Genomic DNA, 22849 nt, shown 5'->3' with positions numbered 1-22849 from the left:
GGGGGGACCCGAACACAAGGGAGCGGCATGCGTGCAGTACAGGTGGACGAATTCGGTGGGCCGGACGTTCTCCGGGCGGTCGAGGCCGCGGAGCCGGAGGCAGGGGCGGGGGAGGCGGTGGTGTCCGTCGGCGCCGCCAACGTCATGTTCCTCGACACGCTGATCCGCAGCGGGTGGGGGCGGGACTACTTCCCTGAACGGCCGCCCTACGTGCCCGGAGGCGGCGTCGCCGGCACGGTCGCCGCGGTCGGTGCCGGGGTGGACCCGGAGTGGGTCGGAGTGGACGTTCTCGCTGAGACAGGCGGACGCGACCCCGAAACCGGCCGCGGCCGCGACGCCGCAGGCGGTTACGCCGAGCGGGCGCTGGTTTCCGCTGCGACGCTGCGCCGGATCCCCGCGGGGGTGCGTCAGCACGATGCGCTCGCCGTTCTCGCCGACGGCCCGACTGCGCTGTCGGTCGCCGCGGCGGCGGAGTACGCACCCGGACAGCGGGTGCTGATCCTGGCCGCGACCGGCGGAGCCGGAAGCCTCGGTGTCCAGCTCGCGCGGAACGCCGGCGCCGAAGTCATCGCGGCCGTCTCCGGACCGCGCAAGCAGGAACTGGCCCGCAGCCTCGGGGCCGCCCACGCCGTCGACTACACCGCTCCGGGCTGGATCTGGCACGTGCGCGCACTCGTCGGCGCTGCGGGGGTGGACACGGTGATCGACGGGGCCGGCGGGGCAAAGGGCGAAGCCGCCTTCCCCCTCACCGCAGAGGGCGGACGGTTCATCACCTACGGGAGCGCGGAGGGCGCCTTCTCCGAGGCGGACGCGTCAGAGGCCAAGCGCCGGAACATCGCCGTGACGGGGCTGTTCGACCTCGACCTCGGTGGCGCGGACGGCCACCGCCGCGCCGTGGAGGAGTCCCTCCGGCTCATCGCCGACGGGCAGCTCGCCCCGCATATCGGCCAGACCTTCCCCCTGGACCAAGCGGCCGAGGCGCATCGGGCGCTGGAGTCGCGTACCGCCCTGGGCAAGGTGCTCCTCCTGCCGTAGCGGCGTCCGTCCACGAGCGGCCGGCGGTGCTTTCGCGGACACGCCGCCGGTGCCGGAGCGCTCCGCGCCCGCCCCGAACCGCGTGCGGGGCGGGCGCGGGCGCCTCCGCCCCCGGTGCGCCGGCTGGCGGCGGCGACGGCGGCTCCGGTGCGCTGCGCTGGCAGACTGGAGGGGGAACCGGCCCGGCGCCGGCGAGAGCAGGGAAGGCCATGGCGGAGACTGACCCGCGGCAGCGCGCTGAAGCGCTGGTCCACGACGCGCTCGGCGCGTTGCGGTCCGGCGGCGACCCCGCCGACGCCGACCTTCCCCTTGCCCTGCTCGCCGATGGCGAACGCGCCGCGTGGCGGGAAGCGGCCGACGCGGTACTGGAGGCCGCCGCGGCCGCCTGCATCGCCGAGGCGTGGCGGCGCGGCTGGCAGCCCGCCGAAGTGGTGCGGCACGCGCGCCGCCGGCTCGGGCCGGACGCAGCGCGGCTCTGCGCACGCTATGTCGGAGCGGAGCAGCGGCCCTGGACAGCGAGGCGGGTTCCGGAGGACCTGCACCCGCGATGGGCGGCCCAGCTGAACGACGTCGCAGCGGAGGCAGGCGGGCCCGCACCGCGCCGTCCGCGGTGGGAAGCGGTGGAATCCGCACTCCACCTGCTGGTGCTCCTCGAACGCCTCCCCCGGCTGCAGCGCCTGCTCCCCGTCCCCGGTGAGCCCGTACACGGCCGGGCGGATACCCCCGCGCGGCCGAGCGGTGCGGCACCCGAGGCGGGCAAGCTGTCCCGGATCCGCGCACTCCTCGCGAAGGCCGAGTCGACCGGATTCCCCGAGGAGGCCGAAGCGCTCTCCGCCCGGGCGGCAGAGATGATGGCCCGCCACAGCATCGACGCCGCCTGGCTCGCTTTCGCCGAGTCCGGGGGCCGTTCCGGCGGGGACGCCGTCGGCCTGCGGCTGCCGGTGGAGGACCCCTACGCCGATCAGAAGGCGACACTGCTGCACATCGTGGCGGAGGCCGACGGCTGCCGCGCCGTCTGGGACCCCAGTACCGGGCTGAGTACCGTGGTGGGCCATGAGGCCGACACCGAAGCGGTGGAAGTCCTGTTCACCTCGCTGCTGGTGCAGGCGGACACGGCGATGCGCGCGGCCGGTGCCGACCGCGACCGCTCCGGCCGGGCCGCCGACCGGCGGTACCGGTCGTCGTTCCTGATGGCCTTCGCGGAACGCGTGGGCGACCGCTTGGAGCGCGCCGCAGCCTCCGCGCGCGAGGAGGCGGTGGCCGAGCACGCCCGCGCCGGACGCGACATCGTCCCCGCGGTCGAGCAGCGCGACCGCGCCGTCGACGCCGCAGTGGACTCCCTGTTCGGGCCACTCACCCGGTCCCGCGTCCGCGGCCCCGACAGCGCGGAAGGCTGGAAAGCCGGCCTCGCCGCCGCCGACTCGGCCCGGTTGGGCCGTCCCCCGCAGGTCCGCCGCTGAGGAGATGCGCCCCGGCGGTCGGCAGAGACGGGCTGACCTGGGGTCCGTATCCGCTGAGCCCTCCGTGCCCGCGGTGGATGCGTCCCCCCCCGCGCGGAGCTCTCGTCCGGGGGGAGAGACGGCCGCACTGCGCGCCGCGCAGCCGCCGATCGCGGTCCCGGCGCCCGGATCCCGGAGGGTCTGCGCAGACCGGCGTCGCGGCCGCCGGCGTCGCCTCCGCGCGCTCCGGAGCGGGGAGGCCGGAGCCGGCCCCCGCGGCCGGCAGCCGCCGCACCGGGGCCCCGCCGCGGGCCCGATCACTCCGAGGCGGTGCCCCCGGTGCTCCCGGTGCCTCCGGGGCGGGTCAGTGCCTCGCGGGCCAGCGAAGCGATGTCGGCGTGCACACCGGGCGTGGCCAGGACCAGGTGGGCCAGCGAGTCGAGGATGGTGACCGGGCGGGTGCGTTCGGCTTCCAGAGCGGCCAGGAAGCGCCAGGCGACGAGTTCGGCGATGTCGGAGCGGGTGCCCGGCTGGGTCCACGCGGTTGCGGCCAACGCGAGCAGCGCCGCCTCGCACGTCCAGTCGTCGGGGCCGTAGGCGAGGTCGACGAGGACACTGCGGCGGGTGGAGTCGATCCACGGTTCGTCGCCGCGGTGGTGGGCGATGCCGAGGCACGCCCACGCCTGCACCCGGCGGATCCACGCGGGCCAGACGATCGGATCCTCGTTGAGCGGCTCGGGCGGGTGGACCAGCAGGCCGAGCAGGTCGCGGAGCGGCAGGCCGGAGAGGCGCACCGCGTCGTCGTAGGCGCCGGGCAGGTGCCGCCACGGGTAGGTGGCGGCGCCGCGGACGGCGGCCGCCGCCTGCTCCGAGGGCGGCGCGACAGCGGGCCGCGCAGCGGGGCCGGCGAAGCTCCACAGGCGCAGGCCCACCGTGTGGATCGGGCCGCGGGCGAACGCCTCCGGGACACTGAGCCGCGGGTCCGGCTGCGGAGCGGAGGCGATCGCGACCTCCGATCCGGGCAGCGCCCGCTGGAACGCCAGCAGCGCGCTCGGCGGTTCAGGCGCCGAAACCGTCAGCGACAGCCCCGCGCTGCGGACGAACCGGTCGTCGTCGAGCACCTGGTGCAGGGCGTTGACCACCGACTCCGATGCCGGCGGGATAGGCCCCAGCCACCAGCGGCTCTGCGAACCGTGGGCGAGCACCCGGTCGCCGTGGCCGCTGCCGGGATGGTCGCGCAGATGGTCGGCGAGCTCCACGAGGTGGTGGAGCTCGCCGTCGATGCGGAAGCGCAGCCCGCGCGCGGTGGCAAACGCCCCCGGGTGCTGCGGATCTATCGACAGGCCGCGTTCGATCCAGGACAGGCCGTCGCGCGGGCGCCCGGCCGAGGCCAGCAGTTCGCCGATGTCGGTGTGCAGGGCGACGTTGCGCGGCTCGAACCCGAGGGCCCGGATCCAGGCGTCCTCGGCGTCCTGCCAGCGCTGCTGAGCGCGGAAGGCGTAGCCGGCGGCGGTGGCGGCGTGGAACGACGGGCGGGCTGCTTCGGAGCGGAGCGCGAGGTCGGCGCCTGCCGCGGCGTCGCCGGAGCGGCGCAGCAGGACCGAGGCGGTCCACAGCAGCCCGGCGTGGCCGGGGAACGCGGCCACCGTCGACCGGACCAGTGCCAGGTAGGGGGCGATCGCGGCGCTGCGCTCCTCCGGCGGGGGTTCGGGCACCACCTGGGCGAGCCGGAGCGCGCACGCCTCGACCGCTTCGGGGCCGATACGCCAGGCCACGTTCGGGTCGTACATCCAGGCGGCATCGGCCCAGCGGCCGTCAGGGCTGTGCCGCTGCGCCGACACCAGAAGCGGCAGCGCGTCGCCGGGCCGGCCGAGGACAGCGAGGGTGTGGGCGCGGGCCACCACGGTGCCCAGGCTGACCGGGGAGCCGTTCGCGGCGGGCAGCGGGAAGAGGTCGGCGCCGCCTTCCGGGTGGACGGCGAGGCGGGCGAGAAGCTCGTGGGCCTCCGGCAGCGCGGGGGCATAGACGAGCGCCCGGGCGACGTGCTCGGCTCCGTGCCCGAGGTCGCCGCTGTCAACGGCGAGCAGCGCCATGGACAGCTCGCCTCGGGCTTCGAGCCGGGGGTCGGCGGTGCCTTCGGTGCCGTCCGCCATCGTCCCTCCCACCGTTCTGGTGCGGGTCTCTGCGGGACGACTCTTCCACAATCGGGTGACGGCGGGCGAATGCCCTACACCCTCCGAAGTGGGGTGCGGGCGCTCCGAAGTGCGGGTTCCCCCGGAACAGCGGGCCGCGCACACTGCGCCGCGGGGCGCCGCCGCGGATGCAGTGCGGGGCTGCACCGCCTGCCGCGGGCCAGGGCGGCGAGGCGGTGCAGCCGCCCGTGTCAGCCGACGACGGCCAGGGCGTCGATTTCCACGAGCAGGCCCGCGGGCAGGCCGACGTAGACCGTGGTGCGGGCCGCGGGCGGGCCCTGGACGGTGGCGAAGTAGTCGTCGTAGAGCTGGTTGAACTCGGCGAAGTGGGCGGTGTCGGTCAGGTAGACCCGGATCATCACCGCGTCCTCCCAGGTGGCGCCGCCTTCGGCGAGGACCGCGCGGACGTTGTCGAAGACCTGCAGCGTCTGCTCGCGCAGCGTGGGGCCGACCGGGGCGGGGGCCTTGCCCTCCTCGGCCGGGCCGAAGCCGACCTGGCCGGCGACCTGTAGGAGGCCGCCCTTCAGCACGCCGTGTGAGAAGCGGGCCGGCGGCGTCGTGTGCGTGGCGGGGTTGAGCGCCGTCTTGGCGCCCTTCTGGCCAGCGGACTCGGTCATGGTGCCTCCATCGGATCGGGTGTACCGCAGCGGCTGCGGCAGCGGAAAATGCAGGAACAGCGGTCGCAGCGCGGCAGGTGGAACGGGATTCGCAAGCGACGGCAGGTCACCGGGCAGCCGGCCGGCGGTCGGCACCGTCCCCGGTCCGGCTGCCGTGCCGGCCGCGGACCGGGGTGTCCATCCGCTCGCCCGAGTACTCGGCGCCGATGGCGGCCGCAGTGCGCCGCACCGCCGGTAGCAGGGCGAGCAGGTCTTCGCGCGCGAGCACGACACCGGGGGCCGAGACCGACATGGCTGCCGCAGCCCGCCCGTCCGGCCCGCGCACCGGCGCGGCGATGCAGTTCACCGCCTCCTCGTGGCCGCCGAAATCGGCCGCCCACCCCTGCTCCCGCACCTGCGCCAACTCCTGCAGGAACTCTTCGGGCGCCGCCGTGGAGCGCGGCGTGTAGCGGGGGTAGTCCAGCCGGTGGGCGAGGTCGGTGCGCTCGCTCGCCGGCAGGTCGGCCAGCAGGACCTTGGCGACGGCCGCGACCGTGATCGGGACCGAGCGGCCGATGCGCGAGTACATCCGCACCGGGTAGCGGCTGTCGACCTTGTCGATGTAGAGGACCTGGCCTTCCTCGTGCACCGCCAGGTGCACGGTGTGGCCGGTGTCGGCGTTCAGGCGCGCCAGGTGCGGATGGGCGACCTCGCGCACGTCGAGCCCCTCCATGGCCTGGTGGGCGAGTGAGAACAGCCGGACGCCGAGCCGGTACCGCTGGTCGGGCTGCCGATAGACCACGCCGTGCTCGCCCAGGGTGCGCAGCAGCCGCAGCGCCGTCGACTTGTGCACGCCCAACTCGCGGGCCACGCCGTCCAGGCTGCGCGGTCCGCCGGCGAGATAGCCGAGCACGGTCATCGCCCGGTCCACCGTCTGGCTCATCGCTGCTGCACCCCCTCGGCCGCGGGCGCGGCGCCGAAGGGCGGTTCCGGGGCGCCCGGGAAGCGCAGCGCTGCCCAGTCGGCGTCGCTGAGCGCCGCGAGCGCGTCGGCTCGGGCGCGGTCGAGCGGGTCGCCCACGTCCCCCTCCGCCGCCACCGCCGCGGCCGCCGCCAGGTGGCCGTGGCGCAACCGGTCCCGGAGCGGCAGGCCGCGCAGCACCGCGGAGAGGAACCCGGCCGCGAACGCGTCGCCCGCGCCCACCGGCGAGCGGAGCGGGGTGTCGACCGCCGGGCAGAAGAGTCCGTCCGGCGCTTGCGGCCCGAACGCGGTGGCGCCGCGCGCCCCCTGCTTGACGACGAGCGTGCCCGGCTCCGGCAGCGCAGCGCGCACCGCGGCCGGTCCGCCGGACAGGCCCCAGGCTGCGGCCGCCTCGTCCTCGCCCACGAAGACCGCGTCGCACCGCCGCGCCAGGTCGAGCAGCAGCTGCGGATCGGCCGCCGTCCGCGCCCAGAGCCCGGGCCGGTAGTTGGCGTCGAACGACACCAGCGGCCGTCCCCGCCGCGGCCCGGTGAGCCCCTCCAGCAGGTCCCGGCAGTCCGCGGAGAGCGCGGCGGTGATGCCGGTCAGGTGGAGGACCCGGCCGGCGTCGGCGTCGGCCGTGCGCACGGTGGTCGGCGCCATCGCCGACGCCGCCGACCCCGCGCGGTAGTAGGCCACCTCTGCGGCCGGCCCCGCGCCGTCCCCGTCCGTCGCGGAAGGCGTTCCGGAAGTCCGGAAGTAGACGCCGGTGGGGCGGCCGGGGTCGCGCTGGACCGCAGACACGTCCACGCCGCGCGCAGCCAGGTCGGCAACCACCGTGTCGCCGAACCCGTCGGCACCCACCCGGCCCAGCCAGCGCGCCGGATGCCCGAGTGCCGCCAGCGTGCACGCCACGTTGGATTCGGCGCCGCCGACCGACGGGCGGAACGACTGCGCGGCGGCGAGCGCTGCGGGCGGGGCCGGCAGCAGGGCGACCATCGTCTCGCCCAGGCAGACCGCGTCGGGAGCGCCGGGCGCGCGCGCCGCAGCGTCCGTACTGGTGGCCACCTGGTCAGCGCTCCTCGTCCACCGGGTCCGACCGGTCGTGTCGCCGTGCTGCGGTTCGGAGCCGGACCGGAACCGGCATCGTTGACCGCCCTGAAGCCGGATGGTAGACAGCGATGAGCAGATAACGCAATGAGCATTGCACATGTTGCAACGCTGGTCATTCGCGGTACGGCCGAGGTGGGCCCGACCGCTGCCAGCGGCAGCAGGGACGCCGCAACGCTCGACCGCGCCGACCGAGGAGGCCGCCGTGAGTAGTGCCGACGTCCGTACTGTGGCCGGCCCCGGCGGTGGACCGCACGGACTGCGGGCGCCCGGCTCCCCGGTGCTGCCCGGCCTCGGCCGGCTCGCCGCCGAGCACGCCGACGAGCGGTTCAAGGGCCTTCCGCCGGACGCTGCGCACAGCACCGTCGGCGCGCTCGCCGCGCAGGGCCGCTCCCTGTTCACGGGCGGGTTCACCACCCCGGTGCTCGCGCTGTCCGCGGAGCGCACGGAGCACAACCTGGCCCTGATGCGCGACTACTCCGAACGGCACGGCCTCGCGTTCGCGCCGCACGGCAAGACGTCGATGGCGCCGCAGCTGTTCGACCTGCAGCTGCGCTACGGGGCCTGGGGCATCACCCTGGCTGCGCCGCACCAGGTGCGGGTGGCCCGCCGGTTCGGCGTCGCCCGGCTCTTCCTCGCCAACGAGCTGGTCGACGCCGCTGCGCTGCGCTGGCTCGCCGCAGAGCTCGACGCCGACCCGGACTTCTCCTTCGCCTGCTACGTCGACTCCGTGCGCGGCGTCCGCCTCATGGACGAAGCCCTGCGCGCGGCCGGGGCGCGCCGGCCGGTCGACGTGGTTGTCGAGCTCGGCGCCGGCGAGGGCACCCGCACCGGCGTGCGCAGCGCCGCTGAAGCCGACCGGGTGGCCGCCGCGGCGGCGGAGGCACCGGCCCTGCGCCCGGTCGGTGTCGCCGGCTACGAGGGCGAGGTCCCCGGAGCCACCCCCGAGCGGGTTGCCGCATGGCTGCGCCAGCTCACCCGGCTCACCGCGCAGCTGGACGCCGACGGCCGGTTCGCCGCCCTCGGCCCCGGGGAGCCCATCACGGTCTCAGCGGGCGGCAGCGCCTGGTTCGACGCGGTCGCAGCGGTGTTCAGCGAGCCCGGCGGTCCGCTGGAATCGCTCTCCCGGCCCGTCCGCAAGCTGCTCCGCTCCGGCGCCTACGTCACCCACGACGACGGCCTCTACCGGGAGCGCACGCCGTTCAACCGCGTGCCCGGCGAGGGGGAGCTGCAGTCCGCGTTCACCCTGTGGGCGCAGGTGGTGTCCCGCCCGGAGACGGGGCAGGCGTTCCTCAACGCCGGCCGCCGCGACGCCTCCTTCGACCAGCACCTGCCCCGGCCGCACCTGGTGCGGCCGTCCGGCGGGGGACCGGCGCGCTCCGCGGAGGGCATCGCCGTCACCAGCCTCTCCGACCAGCACGCCTGGGTGAGCGTCGATGAGGGCGCCGAGCTGGAGGTCGGGGACTGGGTCGGCCTGAGCCTCTCCCACCCGTGCACGGTCTTCGACAAGTGGCAGCTCATCCCCGCGGTCCGCGACGACGGCACCGTCGTCGACCTCATCCGCACCTTCTTCTGAGCCCGTCCCGCGCGCTGCCTGAAGTGCCCGCCTCCGGGCCGTGTCCGGCGCAGCGGCTGCGGGGCGCTGAGAGAGGAGAGCGCATGGACACGGTGATCAAGGGCGCACGCATCATGGACGGCTCCGGGGAGCCCTCCTACCGCGGCGACGTGGGTGTCCGCGGCGGCCGCATCGCGTGGGTCGCAGCCGACGGGGCAGCGCCGCCCGGTCCTTCGGCTGCACGCGAGGTCGACGCCGGCGGGCTCGCGCTCGCCCCCGGGTTCATCGACATGCACGCGCACTCCGACCTGGCCCTGCTGGCCGACCCCGACCACTCCGCCAAGGCGGCCCAGGGCGTCACCCTTGAAGTGGTCGGCCAGGACGGGCTCTCCTATGCGCCCGCCGACGCCACCACCCTGGACCAGGTGCGCGCCGCCGTGGCGGGCTGGAACGGCGACGGCGCCGGCGTCCCGGGCGGTATCGGCTGGCGTTCCGTCGGCGGCTACCTGGACCGCATCGACCAGGGCACCGCGGTCGACGCCGCCTACCTCGTCCCCCAGGGCAGCGTGCGCATGCTCGCCATGGGCTGGGACGACCGGCCCGCCACCGCCGCGGAGCTCGACCGCATGCGGGGACTTCTCGACACCGGGCTCGCCGAAGGGGCGCTCGGCATGTCCTCCGGTCTCACCTACGCGCCGGGGATGTACGCCGGCTTCCAGGAGCTCGCCGCCCTCTGCCGGGTGGTTGCGGCCCGCGGCGGCTACTACTGCCCGCACCACCGCTCCTACGGCGCGGGCGCGCTCGACGCCTACCGGGAGATGGTGGAGGTGGCGCGGGCGGCCGGGTGCGCGCTGCACCTCGCCCACGCCACCATGAACTTCGCTCCGAACGCCGGGCGCGGGCAGGAGCTCCTCGACCTCGTGGACCAGGCGCGCTGCGCCGGTGCCGACGTCACCCTGGACACCTACCCCTACACCCCCGGCAGCACCACGCTCGCCGCGCTGCTGCCGGGCTGGGCGAGCGCGGGCGGCCCGGCCGCGATCCTCAGCCGGCTGAGCGACGCCCCGACCGCCGGGCGGATCCGGCACGCCATGGAGGTGGACGGCTGCGACGGCGGCCACGGCGTTCCGATCGACTGGGACGCCGTGGAGGTCGCCGGCGTGGCAGCACCGGAACTCGGCGACCACGTGGGCCGCACCGTCGCCGCCATCGCACGCGACCGCGGCGAGGCGCCGTTCGACACGGCGCTGCGGCTTCTGGTCCGCGACCGGCTGGCCACCGCGATCCTGCAGCACGTCGGCGACGAGGACAACGTGCGGACCATCATGGGCCACCGCGTGCACACCGGTGGCAGCGACGGCATCCTGCACGGCGCCAAGCCCCATCCGCGCGGCCACGGAACGTTCCCCCGCTACCTCGGCCACTACGCGCGCGACCTGGGCGTCTTCACTCAGGAGGAGTGCGTCGCGCATCTGAGCGCCCGCCCCGCCGCGCGCCTCGGCCTGCGCGACCGCGGGCGGATCGCCCCCGGCCTCCGCGCCGACCTGGTCCTCTTCGACCCCGGCCGGGTGCGCGACCGCGCCACCTTCGCGGAGCCCCGCCGCCTCCCCGGCGGCATCCCGCACGTCTGGGTCGCCGGCACCCCCGTCATCCGCGACGGCGCCCGCACCTCGGCCCTCCCCGGCCGCTCCGTGCGGAGCAGGCGGCGCTAGGGCGCGCTGCGCAGCGGAAGGGCCGGCGGACTGCCGCGGGCCCGAGGTTCAGCCCCCGGGCACCGCCAGCGCGGCCAGCCCGGGGTGGCGGGCGAGCGCGTCCCGGCCGTACACGAGGTCGACCAGCGCAACGGCGAGCCACGGCGCGGCCGGGCCCTCCCAGCGGAGCGGCTCGGTGTCGCCGAACATCTGCACGACGCTCCACTCCTCCAGCAGCGTGTGCACCTGCATGGCGCCGGCATGCCACCAGGACAGCCACCGGTGCCCGTCGACGAGCGCCAGCAGCCGCGTATCGGTCAGGTACGCGGTCACCCGCTGGTGCTCGCGCCACTGCGCCCGCGCCTGCGCTTCGGCGCGGTTCTTCGCCGCCATGTTGCCGAGGCCCTGCCCGGCGAGGCTGGCAGCGACGAACACCGGCGAGCCGAAGTAGAAGCCGGACGTCTGCGAGTAGGACACGTCCGTGCCGTAGAAGCGCCGGTAGTCCAGCACGAGCTCGGCGTGCGCGGTCTCGCCCGGCTCCAGGCGCACCGGCACGAACGGCAGCTCCGGGAGCCCCGCTCCGCCGAGAAGGGCCGACCGCAGGTCGACGGCCGACCGCCACCCCAGCGTCCACACGTCGCCGGGGGAGTCGGCGCCGGCCCCAGTCACGTCGTCCATGCCTCTCCTTGCCGCGCGGCGCCGGAGCCCTCCGGCGCCCGTTTCGGGTCCGTCTCCGCTGTCGGTGGCCGGATCCGGCCGATCATTCCCAGAGTGTGACCTCGAAGGCCGCCGGGCCGCGGCCGTGCGGCGATGCGGTGACCTGGATGGCGGCGACGGCCCCTTCGTCGGTCTGCAGGCAGAACCGGGCGTCCTGTTCGAAATCGCTCGTGTAGGTGCCGTTGGTCTCCACCGCGTCGCGGCAGCTCGCGGCGTCGGGCTCGGCGCCGCCCTCGGGCAGCGGTGCGAGCGTCATCTGCACGGAGTCCTGCGAATGCAGCCCCGGGGTGCCGGTCGTCGTGCCCAGGCTCAGGTCATGGCCGCCGATCTTGGTGTCGGAGACGGTCGGCGGCTCGGTGTCGAGGTCGACGTAGGTCAGTCCGCCGTCCAGGTCGATCTCGACCAGCTCGGCCTCGTAGAGCGCTGAGGCGTCGGCCGCGCCGCTGTCCGGGTCGTCCGCGGCGCCGTCGCCGCCGTCCTCCGCGCCGCCGTCCGCCGTGTCGCCGCCGGCGCCCGGCGTGTCTCCGGGAGCGGGCTCCGGCGCGCCGCCCCCTCCGCGGCCCAGCACGATCACCAGTACGACCAGAGCCACCACCAGGGCGATGCTCAGCAGCACGACCAGGAGGGCCATCGGGTTCCTGTGCTTCTTCGCCGGCCCCTGGTGCGGCCCGGACCCGGGCGGCGGCGGAGCGGGCGGGTAGGGGGAGCCAGGGGGATGGGGCTGCACGGAATCGTCTCCAACTGTGGGGGTGTTCGGGGTGCGGCGTCCGCGTGCGGGACCACGGGGAGTGTAGAAGTCCGCCGCCCGCGGTGCGCTCGGGAGCCCGGCGCCGCCCCTTGCCCGCAGTGCCGTGATCCGGTAGTGCGCCGCGCCCTCCGGGGCCGGCAGGCGCGGTGGTGGAGGGGGCCGGGGGTGCAGGATCTCCAGGAAGGGCGCGGCGATGGCTGAACACGGGACAGGGGTGGGCGATACCGTACGGACCACACCGTTGCGGGTGCCTCAGGCGGCGCAGCGGGCCCCGGTCGGATCCGTTATCGGCGTGTGGAGTGCCCAGTGTTCACGGTCCAGGTCTCCAAGACGGCGCGCGGCGCGGCGTCGGACCTCAACGAGATCCTGCTGCACCCCCAGTGCGCGGGCATGGACCTGTACCTCCAGGTGGATCCGGGCCAGTACCGGGTCGACGAATCGCACCTGATCGACCGGCACGTCATCGTCGTCGCCTCGCAGGGCGCCGGAACGACCACCATCGCCGTCGAGGGCGCGCCCGTCTTCACGGTCGCCGCCGGGCGGCTGGAGCTGTACGGCGTCGACATCGCGGGCGGCTCCGATGAAGAGCCGCCGGTCTCCCTGCTGCCCGGCACCTCTTTCCACGCCCAGGACTGCACCTTCACCTCCGCCGCGCAGATCGACGCGCACGCCGCGCCGGTCACGATGGCGCGGTGCAGGTTCACCGGCGGCGGCCTCGCCCTGTTCGGTGAGGGCGGCTCGGTCGCCGACACCGCGTTCGACGGCGCCTGGCTCACCGTGGCCGGCACCGGGGCGGTCGAGCTGGACCGGCTCGCGTTCGCCGGCCTGCCGCCGGGAGAGGGCGACGACGAGTCCGCGGCCGGCCTGTCGGTGACCGCCGAGGCGCGGCCCGCCGTGCGCGGCTGCACCTTCGACCGCGCCGGCTCCGAGGACCGCGCCGCGCTGTGGATCGCCGACGGCGCCGCGCCGTCCGTCGCCGACTGCGCGTTCACCGACTCCAGCGGGGCAGCGGTGCTGGTGACCGACCGGTCGAGTGCCGCATTCACCCGGCTCGGCGTGCGCGGCGGGCGCCCTGAATGGGCCGCCGTGCGGGTCGAGGCGGGTGCCGAGGCCCTGTTCGAGGACTCCGATATCACCGGCGCGGGGACCGGGCTGCACGTCAGCGGGGGCGGCCACGCGCAGGTGCAGGACCTCCGCGTCGGCGCGCCCGCGTGGCAGGGCGTCCTCGTCGACGGCGGGCAGCTGTCCGGCGAGGGGGTCCGGGTGCGCACCCCCGGCGGCAACGGGCTGCACCTGCGGGCCTCCACCGCGCGCCTGGCCGGGGTGCACGTCTCCGGTGCCGCGGCGCGCGACGGCGTCGCCTACCCCAGCATCTACCTGGAGCAGAGCCGCGTCGACCTGGAGCGCGTGCACGTCTCGGGCAACCGCGGGCGGCAGGCCGTCACCGCGCAGGGCGGCGGGGGAGAGCTGCGCGACGTGGAGCTCTCCGACATCGGCGGCGGCCTGTGGGTGGTGGACGGCTGCGCGCTGTCCGTCGACGGGCTGTCCGCCGCCATGTGCGGCAGCAACGCCGTCACGGTCGCCGCGGGCGGCACCCTGGACGTCGCCCGCGCCAAGGTGCGCACCACCGTCAGCGACGGCGTGCACGTGGGCGACGGCGGCCGCCTGCACCTGCGCGACGCCGCGGTGGCCGGCGCGGCCGGCGGCGTCGGCGTCGTCGACGGCGGCAGCGCGACCCTGGAGGACACGCTGCTGGCCGGTGCGGGCCGGGCCGGCGCCGCGGTCACCGGCGGCGGCCGCCTGCACCTGGTGCGGTGCACCGTGCGCGACAACGGCGAGCCCGGCATCTACGCCGAAGACGGCGCTGTCGTGCAGTTGGTCGATACCCGCCTGGAAGGGGTGGAGCAGCAGGTCGCCTCGGTCGGCGAGGGGGACGGGCAGGGGTGGGCCGTCACCGGCCTGCCGACCGGCGGGGCCGAGGACTGCGGTGAGGCCGACGAGTTCGCCGCCGGCCCCGACGGCACCGGCGTCCCCGAATACGCCGACGCCGCCTGGGCGGCGTCCGGGGAGCGGACCGCCGGCGAACCGCGCCCCATCGACGAGGTGCTCGCCGACCTGGACGACCTGGTCGGCCTGGAGGCCGTCAAGCGCGAGGTCCGCTCCCTCGTCGACCTGCAGCGGGTGAACGAGCGGCGCCGCGCCGCCGGCCTGCCGGCCCTCGACTTCAGCCGCCACCTGGTGTTCTCCGGTCCGCCGGGTACCGGCAAGACGACGGTGGCCCGCCTCTACGGCGAAGTGCTCCAGTCCCTCGGTGCCCTGGCGACCGGAGTCTTCGTCGAAGCCTCCCGCGCCGACCTCGTCGGCGAGCACCTGGGCGAGACCACCCGCAAGACGGCCGACGTGGTGGAGCGGGCCCGCGGCGGCGTGCTCTTCGTCGACGAGGCATACGCCCTGTCCCGCACCTTCGGTGCCGGAGCCGACTTCGGACAGGAGTCGATCGACACCCTCATCAAGCTCATGGAGGATCTGCGCGACGAGGTCGTGGTGGTCTTCGCCGGCTACTCCGACGAGATGCGCACGTTCCTGTCGGCCAACCCCGGGCTCGCCTCCCGCGTGTCGCGCACCGTCCGCTTCGAGCACCAGACGCCCGACCAGCTCGCCACCATCTTCACCGCGATGGCCGAGCGCAAGGGCTACGTCCTCGGCGCCGGAGTGCACGACCTGGTGGTGCGCCACTTCCGCGCGGTGCCCAAGGACTCCTCCTTCGGCAACGGGCGGGAGGCGCGCCGCATGTTCGAGGACGTCGTGCAGCGCCAGACCGGCCGGGTCGTCGCCGACGGCGCCGTCTCCGCCGAGGCCCTCGCGCACATCCTCCCCGGCGACCTGGCGGGCGTCGTCGACGGCGGGCTGAGCGCCCGGGTCGGCGCGCCGCGCGACGAGCGGCAGGCCCGCGCTCTGATGGCCCGGCTGGACGCGATGGTCGGGCTGTCCGGAGTCAAGCGGGAAGTCGCCGAGCTCACCAGCCTCATCTCGGCCGGGCGTCGGCGCCGCGCGGCCGGCCTGGAGGCGCCGCTCCCCTCCCGCAACCTGGTCTTCTCCGGTCCGCCGGGGACCGGGAAGACCACGGTCGCGCGCATCTACGGCGAGCTGCTCGCCGCCCTCGGCGTGCTGGCGCAGGGCCAGGTCGTGGAGGTGGGGCGGGCCGACCTGGTCGGCCAGTACATCGGGCAGACGGCGCAGCGCACCCGCGAGGTGGTGGAGCGGGCCCGCGGCGGTGTCTTGTTCATCGACGAGCTCTATGCCCTCGGCGGTACCGGTGGCGACTTCGGCCGGGAGGCGGTGGACACGCTGCTCAAGCTGATGGAGGACTTCCGCGACGAGGTGGTGGTGATCGCCGCCGGGCATTCCGCGGAGATGGCCGACTTCCTTGCCGACCACCCCGGGCTCGCCTCCCGGTTCTCCCGCACCATCGCCTTCGCCCCCTACACCCGCGCCGAGCTGGCGGAGATCTTCGCGGCGGTCGCTGCTGGCGCCGACTTCACCGTGCCCGAGCCGACCCGCACCGCGGTCGGCACCGTGGTCGACGCGGCCCCGGCCCGCTTCGCCGAGGGCAACGGCCGCGAGATCCGCACCCTGTTCGAGGACAGCGTCGCCCGCCAGTCCCGCCGCATCGAAGCCCAGGCCCTGTCCGGCGCCGACCCCTCCGTGGAGCAGCTCCGGGCGCTCCTCCCGGACGACGTCGCGCCGCAGGAGTAGCGGCCGCGGCGCTGTGCGGAGCCCCGTCGCGGGGTGCTTCGCAGGACCGCCGCTCGGCTGGCGAGGGCGTGCCGTGGAGCGTTCCTCCGACCGGGTGGCTTCCGGCGCGCCTGTTCAAGTGCGATGGCCGCGGGAACCGCACCGTGTTCGAGGAGGGTGGTGCGCCAGTCGGGCCGCAGGGGTTCAGGGGTTGACGCGCGGCGGCGTGCTCAGTCCGCCGCGCGCTGCCGGGGGGAGCAGCCGGCCGGGCGGTTCTCGGCGTTCTCGCCGCCAGGCCGGCGGATGCGGCTGTCCGGCGCTGGGCGGATGCGCGCGGTCGGCAGGACGGTGCTCTCCGGTGCTGCCGGCCGCCTCCGTCCGGGGCTCTGCCGACTGCGGCGCGGTGCCGCAGCGCCGGCCGCTAGCAACGGCCCCGTTCGGTCAAGGCCCGGTCGGTTGGCGGGCCAGTCGGGGTGCGGGCCTGCCGGGCCGCGGCTTCCCGTGCGGTGCGCCGCTCCGGTGCAGGGCCGGCGGGCGCAGGGAAGCGGGTCCACCCCGCGCCGGGCGCCGAACGCGGCCGGAGCGCCTGCCGTCCGTGACCGGAGGGGCGCCCGCAGTGATGCCAACCTGTCACACGGACAACTTCGGAACCATCGGTCAAATCACTCACTGTACGCACGGAACAGCACTCCGGCGCCGATACAGTGACGTTCCTACCCCCCTTTCGTGCGCCGGCCCCCGCGGCGCCTTCATGGAGAGCAGACTCAGGTGTCCTCCCCCGAACCCGGGCACACGCATCCCCCGACCGAGGCAGCCGCGCACCCGGCGCGCACCGGGCGCAGGCGCTCGGCGCTGTCGGCCGCCGTCCAGGCGGGCGCGGTGCTCTGCAGCGCCGGCGCCGTGCTGCTCGGCGTCCAGTTCATCGGCCGCCCGGGCTGGATCGAGGCGCCGCCGCACATGGTCTGGCCGGTCCTGATCGCCGGCATCGGGAACCTCGCGGCCGTGTGCCTGCGCGTGGGCCGCAGGAGCGGGATGGCCCGCGCCGTCACCGGTACCGCGGAGGGCGTCTCCTCTTCCGAGCGGTGGACGATCCGCGTCTCGGCCGTACTGGTTGCGGCGGCGTCCGGCTGGGCCGCCGTGTGGGTGGTGCCGGGTGCAGCGCCGTGGGGGAGCGCGCTCACCTCGCTCGCGCACTCCTGGCCCTGGTACACCCACGCACTGTGGATCGCCTGCGTCATGCTGCTCATCGGCGGTGTCCTGCTCGCCGTGCCCGGCAGGCGCGCTCCGGCGCGCCGTCCCGCCCGCGGCTGGGCCGCCTCCGCACTCGGCGGCGACGCGCTGCTGCTGGCCGCCGGAGAGCGAGCGGCCGCGGCGGCCCCCGTCGCCTGACCGGCCGCGGGCGGCCGCGGCCGGCACCGCGGTGGTACGGCGCCGACCACCCGACACGCCCTGGCACGCCCTAGTCCGGGACGACCTGCAGAACCAGCTTCCCCGCAACGTGCCCGGCCTCACCCAGGCGGTGCGCGTCGGCGGCCCGCTCCAGCGGGAACACCTCCTGCACCACCGGGTGCAGCGCCCCCGACCGGATGAGCGCGGCGATGGACCGCATCCCGGCCTGGTCGTGCTCGACGAGCATCTCGGTGCCGCGCCGCCCGGCCGCCGCAGCGGCCTGCTCCAGCCGGCCGGTGCCGGTCGGCAGGATCGCCACCACCGTCCCGCCCTTCCGCACCGCCGCCAGCGACCGGACCGGGGAGTCGCCGCCTAGCGAGTCCAGCACCGCCGCGGCGCCGCGCACCGACTCCGCCGGATCCTGCTCGCGGTAGTCGATCGCCTCCGCGGCGCCCAGTTCGCGCAGCAGGCCGTGCTTTGCCGCGCTTGCCGTGCCGACCACGTGCGCCCCGCGGGCCGCCGCGATCTGCACGGCGAAATGGCCGACGCCGCCCGCCGCAGCGTGCACCAGGACCCGGTCGCCGCCGCGGATGCCCGCCGTGTCGACGAGCGCCTGCCACGCGGTGAGCGCGGCCAGCGGCACCGCTGCGGCCTGCACGTGGTCCAGCTCGGCCGGCTTGGCGGTGAAGGCGCGCGCCGGGCCGACCGCGAACTCGGCGTGCGCTCCCGCGCCGTGCGGGTAGGGCAGCATGCCGAACACCGCGTCGCCCGGCCGGAACAGCGCGACGCCCATCCCGACGGCCGCGACCGTGCCGGACACGTCCCAGCCCAGGACGTAGGGCGGGTCGCCCAGGAAGCGGCGGCCCGAGCGGTGCTTGTAGTCGGTCGGGTTCACCCCGGCTGCGTGCACCCGGATGAGGACCTCGCCCGGCCCGGGCTGCGGCACCGGGACCTCGGCGACGGCCAGCACCTCCGGCCCGCCGTGCACCTCCTGCATGACGGCGCGCATCCGCTCCGGGACCTCCGGCACCGCGGCGACCGTGTTCTCCTGCGTCTCCTGCGTTTCGCTCATGGCACCACCATCCACCGCCGCACCACCGCGCCGCACCACCGGGGCCTGGCCAACCGTGCCCCGCAGATTCGCGCCGGAGCTCCGGGCTCGCGGCTTCCTGCGCACCCGCCGGGCCGCGGCCGGCCGTCCGATGCGGCTCGGCCCTGGCGAGCGGGAGCACCCGTGCCTGCCCGTGGGGCCTCACCCGCCGGCGTGCGGAGACAGCGGCGCAGCGGCGCTCCCCGGCCTGCTGCTCCCTGCACGGCAACGCCGGAGCGGCCGATGTGGACCTCACTGCAGCCGGCCTCGCCGAGCTCGACGCTGTGCCCGCAGCAGTGGGTGCACGGTACTGAGCCCCGCGGCGGAGAGCGGCACCGGCCGAGGCGCAGCGGGCCTCGCGGGCGTCAGCCGGCGGAGCCGAGGCGGTCGAGGTAGGCGTAGGCGCGCTCGGGGTGCAGGAACCAGTCGATGAGGTCGGACGGGTCGTCGAAGGCCCCGGCGAAGCGGTCGGCCGCCTCGGGGTGGTCGGCAGCCGCCGCAAGCAGTTCCCAGACGTGCGGCGGCCCGTCCAGCATGACCTGGTTCCAGGCGCGCAGGTAGCGGGCGTGCCGCCAGTACGCGGCGAAGGCGCCCCGCATGAACTCCTCGTCGAACGGCCCACCGCCGTGGGCGGCGATCGCCGCCCGGTAGGCGTCCGCGCAGGCCGACGCCGCGTTGGCGCCCTGCGAGGTGACCGGGTCGTTGGCCACCACCGTGTCGCCCATCCCCAGCACCGGAGCGCCGCCGGGCAGCCGGCCGACCGGCTCCCGCACGACCGGCGGGAACGCGGTGGCGGCCTCCGCCAATGGATCAGTGGGCACCGCGTCCGCACAGCGCTCGTAGACCCAGGGGGCGTTCTGCCGCAGCACCTGCATGATCTGTGCGAGCACGTCGCCCGGCTGGGGCGCGTGCGGCAGCGGCATGTCCATCGGACCGCCCGGAACCGCTTCCACCAGAAGTGCGTGGCACCGGCCGGTGTGCGTGAGGGCCGGTACCACGAGCACCTCGCCGAGGCCGTCGACCGCGCTGCGGTCCAGGACCGGGCCGTCCGGGTGCTCGCCGGCGCCGTGCACGTAGGCCAGCGCCAGATGCCGCCGCGGCCCGCCGCTCGGGGTGCGGTGCCGGTTGACGGGGAAGAGGTCGGCGAGTTCGCCGCGGCCGGCGGCCACCACCACCAGCTCATAGGAGGCGGCTAACCAGTCCAGGTCGGACAGCGTCGCGCCGTGCAGCACGATCCGGCCGCCGCGCCGCTCGAACTCCTCGGACCAGGCGGCGAGCTTCATCCGCTGGTCGACCGACTGCGCAGGGCGCGGCAGCAGGCCCGTCCAGGAGGCGGCGATCCCCTCGCTGCCGGCCAGCGTCATCGCCACCCCGGTGACGTCCGGCGCGGCGCCGTCCCAGCGCGCCAGCCCCAGCCGGCGCTCGCGGTCCAGCGCCGTCCCGAAGAGGCACTGGGTCGACATCACCCGCCCGGACCGTACCTCGTCGGCGGAGCGGAGGGTCAGCAGGGTGACGTCGTGGCCGTCGCCGAGGAGGCCGATCGCGAGCTGCAGGCCGGACTGGCCGCCGCCGACGATGAGGATCTTGCGCATGCGGTTCCCGTCGCATCAGGGGGTCCGGGTTCACGGGCAAACCCCAGGGGAACCTAGCAGCGCCCCGCCCCGGCCCCCGGCCAGCCCCCGCACACGCGAACGGGCCCGGCAGCGCGTGCGGGCCCGTGCAGATCCGGCTGGCTACTTCGCGGAGTCCGCGCTGGTCTTGGGGCCGGTGTAGCTCTTGGTGAAGAAGGCACCGAGGAGGCCAGCGATGATCATCATCGGAAGACCGATGCACATCAGAACGGCTGCGATGGTACCGACCATGGGTGTGTCCTCCTGAGAACGCGGGCTCTTCTCCGAGGATAGGGGTATCGGCGCCGGTCCCCGCCCCGCCCCCCGCCGCGCGCCGCGGTGATCACCGCCACGGGCTGCGCGGTGCGCGGCGCAGTGCTCGCTCCGCGGGCCCGCTCAGCCCGGACCACCTGGGACGACGTCCCCCGCCGGTGGTATACCGTCGACCCGCGCGCGGCGGCAGGTCGCCGGCGCCGAGAGGGGTGGACGGGCATGGGCGGGGTGATCACCGGTTTCGGGGTGATCGCGAGCATCATCGCGGTGGGCTACGTGCTGGGGCGCACCGGCGCGCTCGGCGAGAACGGACGCGAGGTGCTGACGCGGCTCGCGTTCTACGTTGCGACGCCGGCTCTGCTCTTCACCATCCTGGCCGATTCCGACCCGCGGCTCCTCCTGTCGGCGCCGCTGCTGGTGACGGCCGCCAGCATGGCCGCCGTCGCCCTGCTGTTCCTCGCGGTGGCGCTACTGCGCCGCTGGGACTGGCGCACCACCGGGATGGGCGCCCTGTGCGCCGGCTACGTCAACGCCGGCAACCTCGGGATCCCCATCGCCGTCTACGTGCTCGGCGATGCGTCGCTGGTCGCACCGATCCTGCTGCTCCAGCAGCTCGTGGTGACGCCGCTCGCCGTCACTCTGCTCGACCTGGGCGCCACCGCTACGGGCCAGCGCACCGGGGTGCTGCGGATCGCGACCGCTCCCTTCCGCAACCCGGTCGCGGTGGCGGCGCTGTCCGGCGTCGCGGTGTCGCTGCTCGACATCCCGGTGCCCGGCGCGCTGATGCAGCCGTTCGAGCTGGTGGGCTCGATGTCGGTGCCGGCGGTGCTGCTCGCCCTGGGGATCTCGCTGCACGGCAGTCCGCTGCCCGCCCGGGGTGCCGACCGGTGGCCCGTCCTGCTGTCGACGGCGCTCAAGTCGCTGGTGCAGCCGCTCATCGCCTGGGCGCTGGGCACCTGGGTGTTCGACCTGGGGCCGGAGGCGCTGTTCGCGGTGGTGGTGCTCGCTGCGCTCCCGACGGCGCAGAACATGTACACCTACGCGGCCCGCTACAACGCGGTGCCGCGGTTCGTGAGCGAGATCGTGCTGCTGTCGACCATCGTCACCTTCCCCGTGCTGGTGGGTATCGCGCTGCTGCACGGGTAGCCGCGGCGCGCAGGCGCCGGTCGCGGGCTATGGCGTCGGTCACGAGTGCTGGGTTCCGGGGAGATCCGCATTTAAGATCGGACTAATAGGAAATTACGGGCGGTCGTCCCCGGGTGCACCTGGCTGCGCCCGACAGCTCCCTCCGCCCCGGCACCCCCGGCTGAGCCCCGCAGCGGATGCCTCCGCTCCTGCGCCGAGCGCCGGCGTGCCACCCAGCACGAACACGAAGGATCCCACCCATGCGCCGCACCCCCATCGCCGTCTTCGCCGCAGCGGTCCTCCCACTGGCGGCCGCGTCCTGCAGCGCCCCGTCCGAGAGCGGAGGCGGCGGCGGGGAGACCCTGGCCGTCGGTGCGACCGCCGTCCCGGCCGGCGAGATCCTCGCCTTCGTCGACGAGGAGCTCGCCCCCGATGCGGGCCTGGACCTCGACATCACCGAGTTCTCCGACTACATCGCCCCGAACGCGGCGCTGGCCGAGGGCGAGATCGACGCCAACCTCTACCAGCACGAGCCGTTCCTGGACGAGTACAACTCCGGCAACGGGGCCGACCTGGAGAAGGTCCAGGACGTCTACCTGCCCCCGCTCGGCCTCTACTCCTCGGTCGTCGACGACCCGGCCGACCTTGGCGAGGGCGCCGAGATCGCGCTGCCCAACGACCCCAGCAACGAGTTCCGCGCACTGCTCCTGCTGCAGGAGGCCGGCCTGATCGGGCTCGCCGACGGCGTGGAGGAGACCGCGTTCTCGCTCGCCGACATCGAGGACAACCCGAACGGCTTCGACTTCCGCGAGGTGGAGGCGGCCCAGCTGCCGCGGTCGCTGGACGACGTGGACGCGGCCATCGTCAACAACAACTACGCCCAGGACGCGGGCCTGTCGCCGACCGAGGACGCCATCCTCGCCGAGGACCTGGAGGACAACCCCTACGTGAACATCCTCGCCGCGCGCGCCGACACCTCCGGCGACCCGCGGGTGCAGAAGCTCGCGGAGCTGCTCACGTCGCCCGAGACCGCGGAGTTCATCGAGCAGCAGTACGGCGGCAGCGTGATCCCCGCCACCGCCGGGTAGCGGCCGCTGACCACCAGCGGCGGGCGGCCGCGGCGCAGGTGCGCGCCCGCAGTGGCCGGTGGGCCTGGAGTGCACGGTGGGGCAGATGTCCGCCGGACAAGCTCTGGCGCCATCGGCCTATGCAGAGGACACTGGGTCCGATAGGGGGCGCCCGCGGGCGTGTGGAGGGGACTGACGGCTATGCGTGAAAAGCCGTGCCGCATGCGTGCGGCAAGGCTGCGGGGAGTACTGCACGCGCGCGCGGACCCGGCGGCGGAGGGTGCCGCGGTGCAGCCGGCCGCACCGGCCGATCCTTCTCCTGCCGCGCCGCTCCGCCGCAAGCCCGCCCGCCTCCGCGGCGCTTCGGCATCCCGCGCGTTCCGGCCGCCCGGCACACCGCGGAGCCCGTGCCAGAACCCGGACTGCGCGGCAGGGAACCCGGCTCCGTGCCTGCCGCGTTGTACCGGACACAGCGGGCCGTCCGTTCTCGAGACATCCCCCAGCAGCCACGCCTGCA

Annotated in this window: 17 protein-coding genes; 8 read left to right on the top strand and 9 right to left on the bottom strand. The window is 75.4% G+C overall.

Translation table 11 applies throughout. From position 1 onward, the window contains the following. Nucleotides 1–27 precede the first annotated feature (27 nt). Nucleotides 28–1035 (top strand): zinc-binding dehydrogenase, encoded by a 1008-nt coding sequence (locus tag ACYVGT_RS09275; protein WP_460856058.1) that lies wholly within the window; start codon nucleotides 28–30, stop codon nucleotides 1033–1035. Nucleotides 1036–1244: 209 nt separating this feature from the next. Next, nucleotides 1245–2495, top strand: coding sequence for a DUF2786 domain-containing protein (locus ACYVGT_RS09270; protein ID WP_460856057.1), 1251 nt, complete (start codon nucleotides 1245–1247; stop codon nucleotides 2493–2495). Between the two features lie 296 nt (nucleotides 2496–2791). Here ACYVGT_RS09270 and ACYVGT_RS09265 read toward each other — a convergent pair whose 3' ends face one another. The 4 genes from ACYVGT_RS09265 to ACYVGT_RS09250 form a co-directional block, all read right to left on the bottom strand. Continuing rightward, nucleotides 2792–4627 carry a tetratricopeptide repeat protein gene (locus ACYVGT_RS09265; RefSeq protein WP_460856056.1) on the bottom strand — a complete coding sequence of 612 codons (1836 nt, stop codon included), beginning with the start codon at nucleotides 4625–4627 and terminating at the stop codon, nucleotides 2792–2794. Nucleotides 4628–4857: 230 nt separating this feature from the next. Next, nucleotides 4858–5283, bottom strand: a complete 426-nt coding sequence (locus ACYVGT_RS09260; protein WP_460856055.1) for a RidA family protein — start codon at nucleotides 5281–5283, stop codon at nucleotides 4858–4860. A gap of 106 nt (nucleotides 5284–5389) precedes the next feature. Next, nucleotides 5390–6205, bottom strand: coding sequence for an IclR family transcriptional regulator (locus ACYVGT_RS09255; protein WP_460856054.1), 816 nt, complete (start codon nucleotides 6203–6205; stop codon nucleotides 5390–5392). Further along, entirely contained in the window at nucleotides 6202–7290 is a 1089-nt protein-coding gene (locus ACYVGT_RS09250) for a sugar kinase (protein WP_460856053.1), read from the bottom strand. The genes ACYVGT_RS09255 and ACYVGT_RS09250 overlap by 4 nt, the downstream gene beginning before the upstream one ends. 247 nt (nucleotides 7291–7537) lie before the next feature. Here ACYVGT_RS09250 and ACYVGT_RS09245 point away from each other — a divergent pair, with 247 nt between their 5' ends. Continuing rightward, entirely contained in the window at nucleotides 7538–8908 is a 1371-nt protein-coding gene (locus ACYVGT_RS09245) for an alanine racemase (protein ID WP_460856052.1), read from the top strand. 83 nt (nucleotides 8909–8991) lie between these two features. Then, on the top strand, nucleotides 8992–10599 hold the full coding sequence (locus ACYVGT_RS09240; RefSeq protein ID WP_460856051.1) for an N-acyl-D-amino-acid deacylase family protein: 1608 nt from the start codon (nucleotides 8992–8994) through the stop codon (nucleotides 10597–10599). Nucleotides 10600–10647: 48 nt separating this feature from the next. Here the strand turns inward: ACYVGT_RS09240 and ACYVGT_RS09235 are convergent, their stop codons facing one another. Together ACYVGT_RS09235 and ACYVGT_RS09230 are read right to left on the bottom strand one after the other, a co-directional pair. Beyond that, nucleotides 10648–11256, bottom strand: a complete 609-nt coding sequence (locus tag ACYVGT_RS09235) for a hypothetical protein (protein ID WP_460856050.1) — start codon at nucleotides 11254–11256, stop codon at nucleotides 10648–10650. A gap of 82 nt (nucleotides 11257–11338) precedes the next feature. Next, on the bottom strand, nucleotides 11339–11926 hold the full coding sequence (locus tag ACYVGT_RS09230) for a hypothetical protein (RefSeq protein ID WP_460856049.1): 588 nt from the start codon (nucleotides 11924–11926) through the stop codon (nucleotides 11339–11341). Nucleotides 11927–12349: 423 nt separating this feature from the next. Between ACYVGT_RS09230 and ACYVGT_RS09225 the strand changes: the two genes are divergently transcribed. Then, the gene (locus tag ACYVGT_RS09225; RefSeq protein WP_460856048.1) at nucleotides 12350–15799 is read left to right on the top strand and encodes an AAA family ATPase; all 3450 of its coding nucleotides are present in this window, start codon (nucleotides 12350–12352) and stop codon (nucleotides 15797–15799) included. A gap of 747 nt (nucleotides 15800–16546) precedes the next feature. Beyond that, nucleotides 16547–17167 carry a hypothetical protein gene (locus ACYVGT_RS09220; RefSeq protein ID WP_460856047.1) on the top strand — a complete coding sequence of 207 codons (621 nt, stop codon included), beginning with the start codon at nucleotides 16547–16549 and terminating at the stop codon, nucleotides 17165–17167. A 70-nt stretch (nucleotides 17168–17237) separates the two neighbouring features. Here ACYVGT_RS09220 and ACYVGT_RS09215 read toward each other — a convergent pair whose 3' ends face one another. From ACYVGT_RS09215 to ACYVGT_RS09205, 3 genes are all read right to left on the bottom strand, one after another. Further along, on the bottom strand, nucleotides 17238–18176 hold the full coding sequence (locus tag ACYVGT_RS09215; protein WP_460856228.1) for an NADP-dependent oxidoreductase: 939 nt from the start codon (nucleotides 18174–18176) through the stop codon (nucleotides 17238–17240). Between the two features lie 446 nt (nucleotides 18177–18622). Then, nucleotides 18623–19849: a styrene monooxygenase/indole monooxygenase family protein gene (locus ACYVGT_RS09210; RefSeq protein WP_460856046.1), complete on the bottom strand. Its 1227-nt coding sequence runs from the start codon at nucleotides 19847–19849 to the stop codon at nucleotides 18623–18625. A gap of 141 nt (nucleotides 19850–19990) precedes the next feature. Next, nucleotides 19991–20119, bottom strand: coding sequence for a hypothetical protein (locus tag ACYVGT_RS09205; protein WP_460856045.1), 129 nt, complete (start codon nucleotides 20117–20119; stop codon nucleotides 19991–19993). A 240-nt stretch (nucleotides 20120–20359) separates the two neighbouring features. Here ACYVGT_RS09205 and ACYVGT_RS09200 point away from each other — a divergent pair, with 240 nt between their 5' ends. Both ACYVGT_RS09200 and ACYVGT_RS09195 read left to right on the top strand, forming a co-directional pair. Next, complete coding sequence (locus ACYVGT_RS09200) at nucleotides 20360–21286, top strand: AEC family transporter (RefSeq protein WP_460856044.1); 927 nt, start codon at nucleotides 20360–20362, stop codon at nucleotides 21284–21286. A 239-nt stretch (nucleotides 21287–21525) separates the two neighbouring features. Then, the gene (locus ACYVGT_RS09195) at nucleotides 21526–22353 is read left to right on the top strand and encodes a MetQ/NlpA family ABC transporter substrate-binding protein (protein WP_460856043.1); all 828 of its coding nucleotides are present in this window, start codon (nucleotides 21526–21528) and stop codon (nucleotides 22351–22353) included. Nucleotides 22354–22849 lie beyond the last annotated feature (496 nt).

The organism is Nocardiopsis coralliicola, assembly GCF_054779695.1.
This window is presented reverse-complemented; position numbering and strand designations above follow the sequence as displayed.

Coding starts and splice junctions, on each gene's coding strand:
- ACYVGT_RS09230 (WP_460856049.1), bottom strand. CDS start 11,926: ATGGCCCTCCTGGTCGTGCTGCTGAGCATCGCCCTGGTGGTGGCTCTG.
- ACYVGT_RS09200 (WP_460856044.1), top strand. CDS start 20,360: ATGGGCGGGGTGATCACCGGTTTCGGGGTGATCGCGAGCATCATCGCG.
- ACYVGT_RS09270 (WP_460856057.1), top strand. CDS start 1,245: ATGGCGGAGACTGACCCGCGGCAGCGCGCTGAAGCGCTGGTCCACGAC.
- ACYVGT_RS09205 (WP_460856045.1), bottom strand. CDS start 20,119: ATGGTCGGTACCATCGCAGCCGTTCTGATGTGCATCGGTCTTCCGATG.
- ACYVGT_RS09275 (WP_460856058.1), top strand. CDS start 28: ATGCGTGCAGTACAGGTGGACGAATTCGGTGGGCCGGACGTTCTCCGG.
- ACYVGT_RS09210 (WP_460856046.1), bottom strand. CDS start 19,849: ATGCGCAAGATCCTCATCGTCGGCGGCGGCCAGTCCGGCCTGCAGCTC.
- ACYVGT_RS09240 (WP_460856051.1), top strand. CDS start 8,992: ATGGACACGGTGATCAAGGGCGCACGCATCATGGACGGCTCCGGGGAG.
- ACYVGT_RS09260 (WP_460856055.1), bottom strand. CDS start 5,283: ATGACCGAGTCCGCTGGCCAGAAGGGCGCCAAGACGGCGCTCAACCCC.
- ACYVGT_RS09265 (WP_460856056.1), bottom strand. CDS start 4,627: ATGGCGGACGGCACCGAAGGCACCGCCGACCCCCGGCTCGAAGCCCGA.
- ACYVGT_RS09255 (WP_460856054.1), bottom strand. CDS start 6,205: ATGAGCCAGACGGTGGACCGGGCGATGACCGTGCTCGGCTATCTCGCC.
- ACYVGT_RS09215 (WP_460856228.1), bottom strand. CDS start 18,176: ATGCGCGCCGTCATGCAGGAGGTGCACGGCGGGCCGGAGGTGCTGGCC.
- ACYVGT_RS09195 (WP_460856043.1), top strand. CDS start 21,526: ATGCGCCGCACCCCCATCGCCGTCTTCGCCGCAGCGGTCCTCCCACTG.
- ACYVGT_RS09235 (WP_460856050.1), bottom strand. CDS start 11,256: ATGGACGACGTGACTGGGGCCGGCGCCGACTCCCCCGGCGACGTGTGG.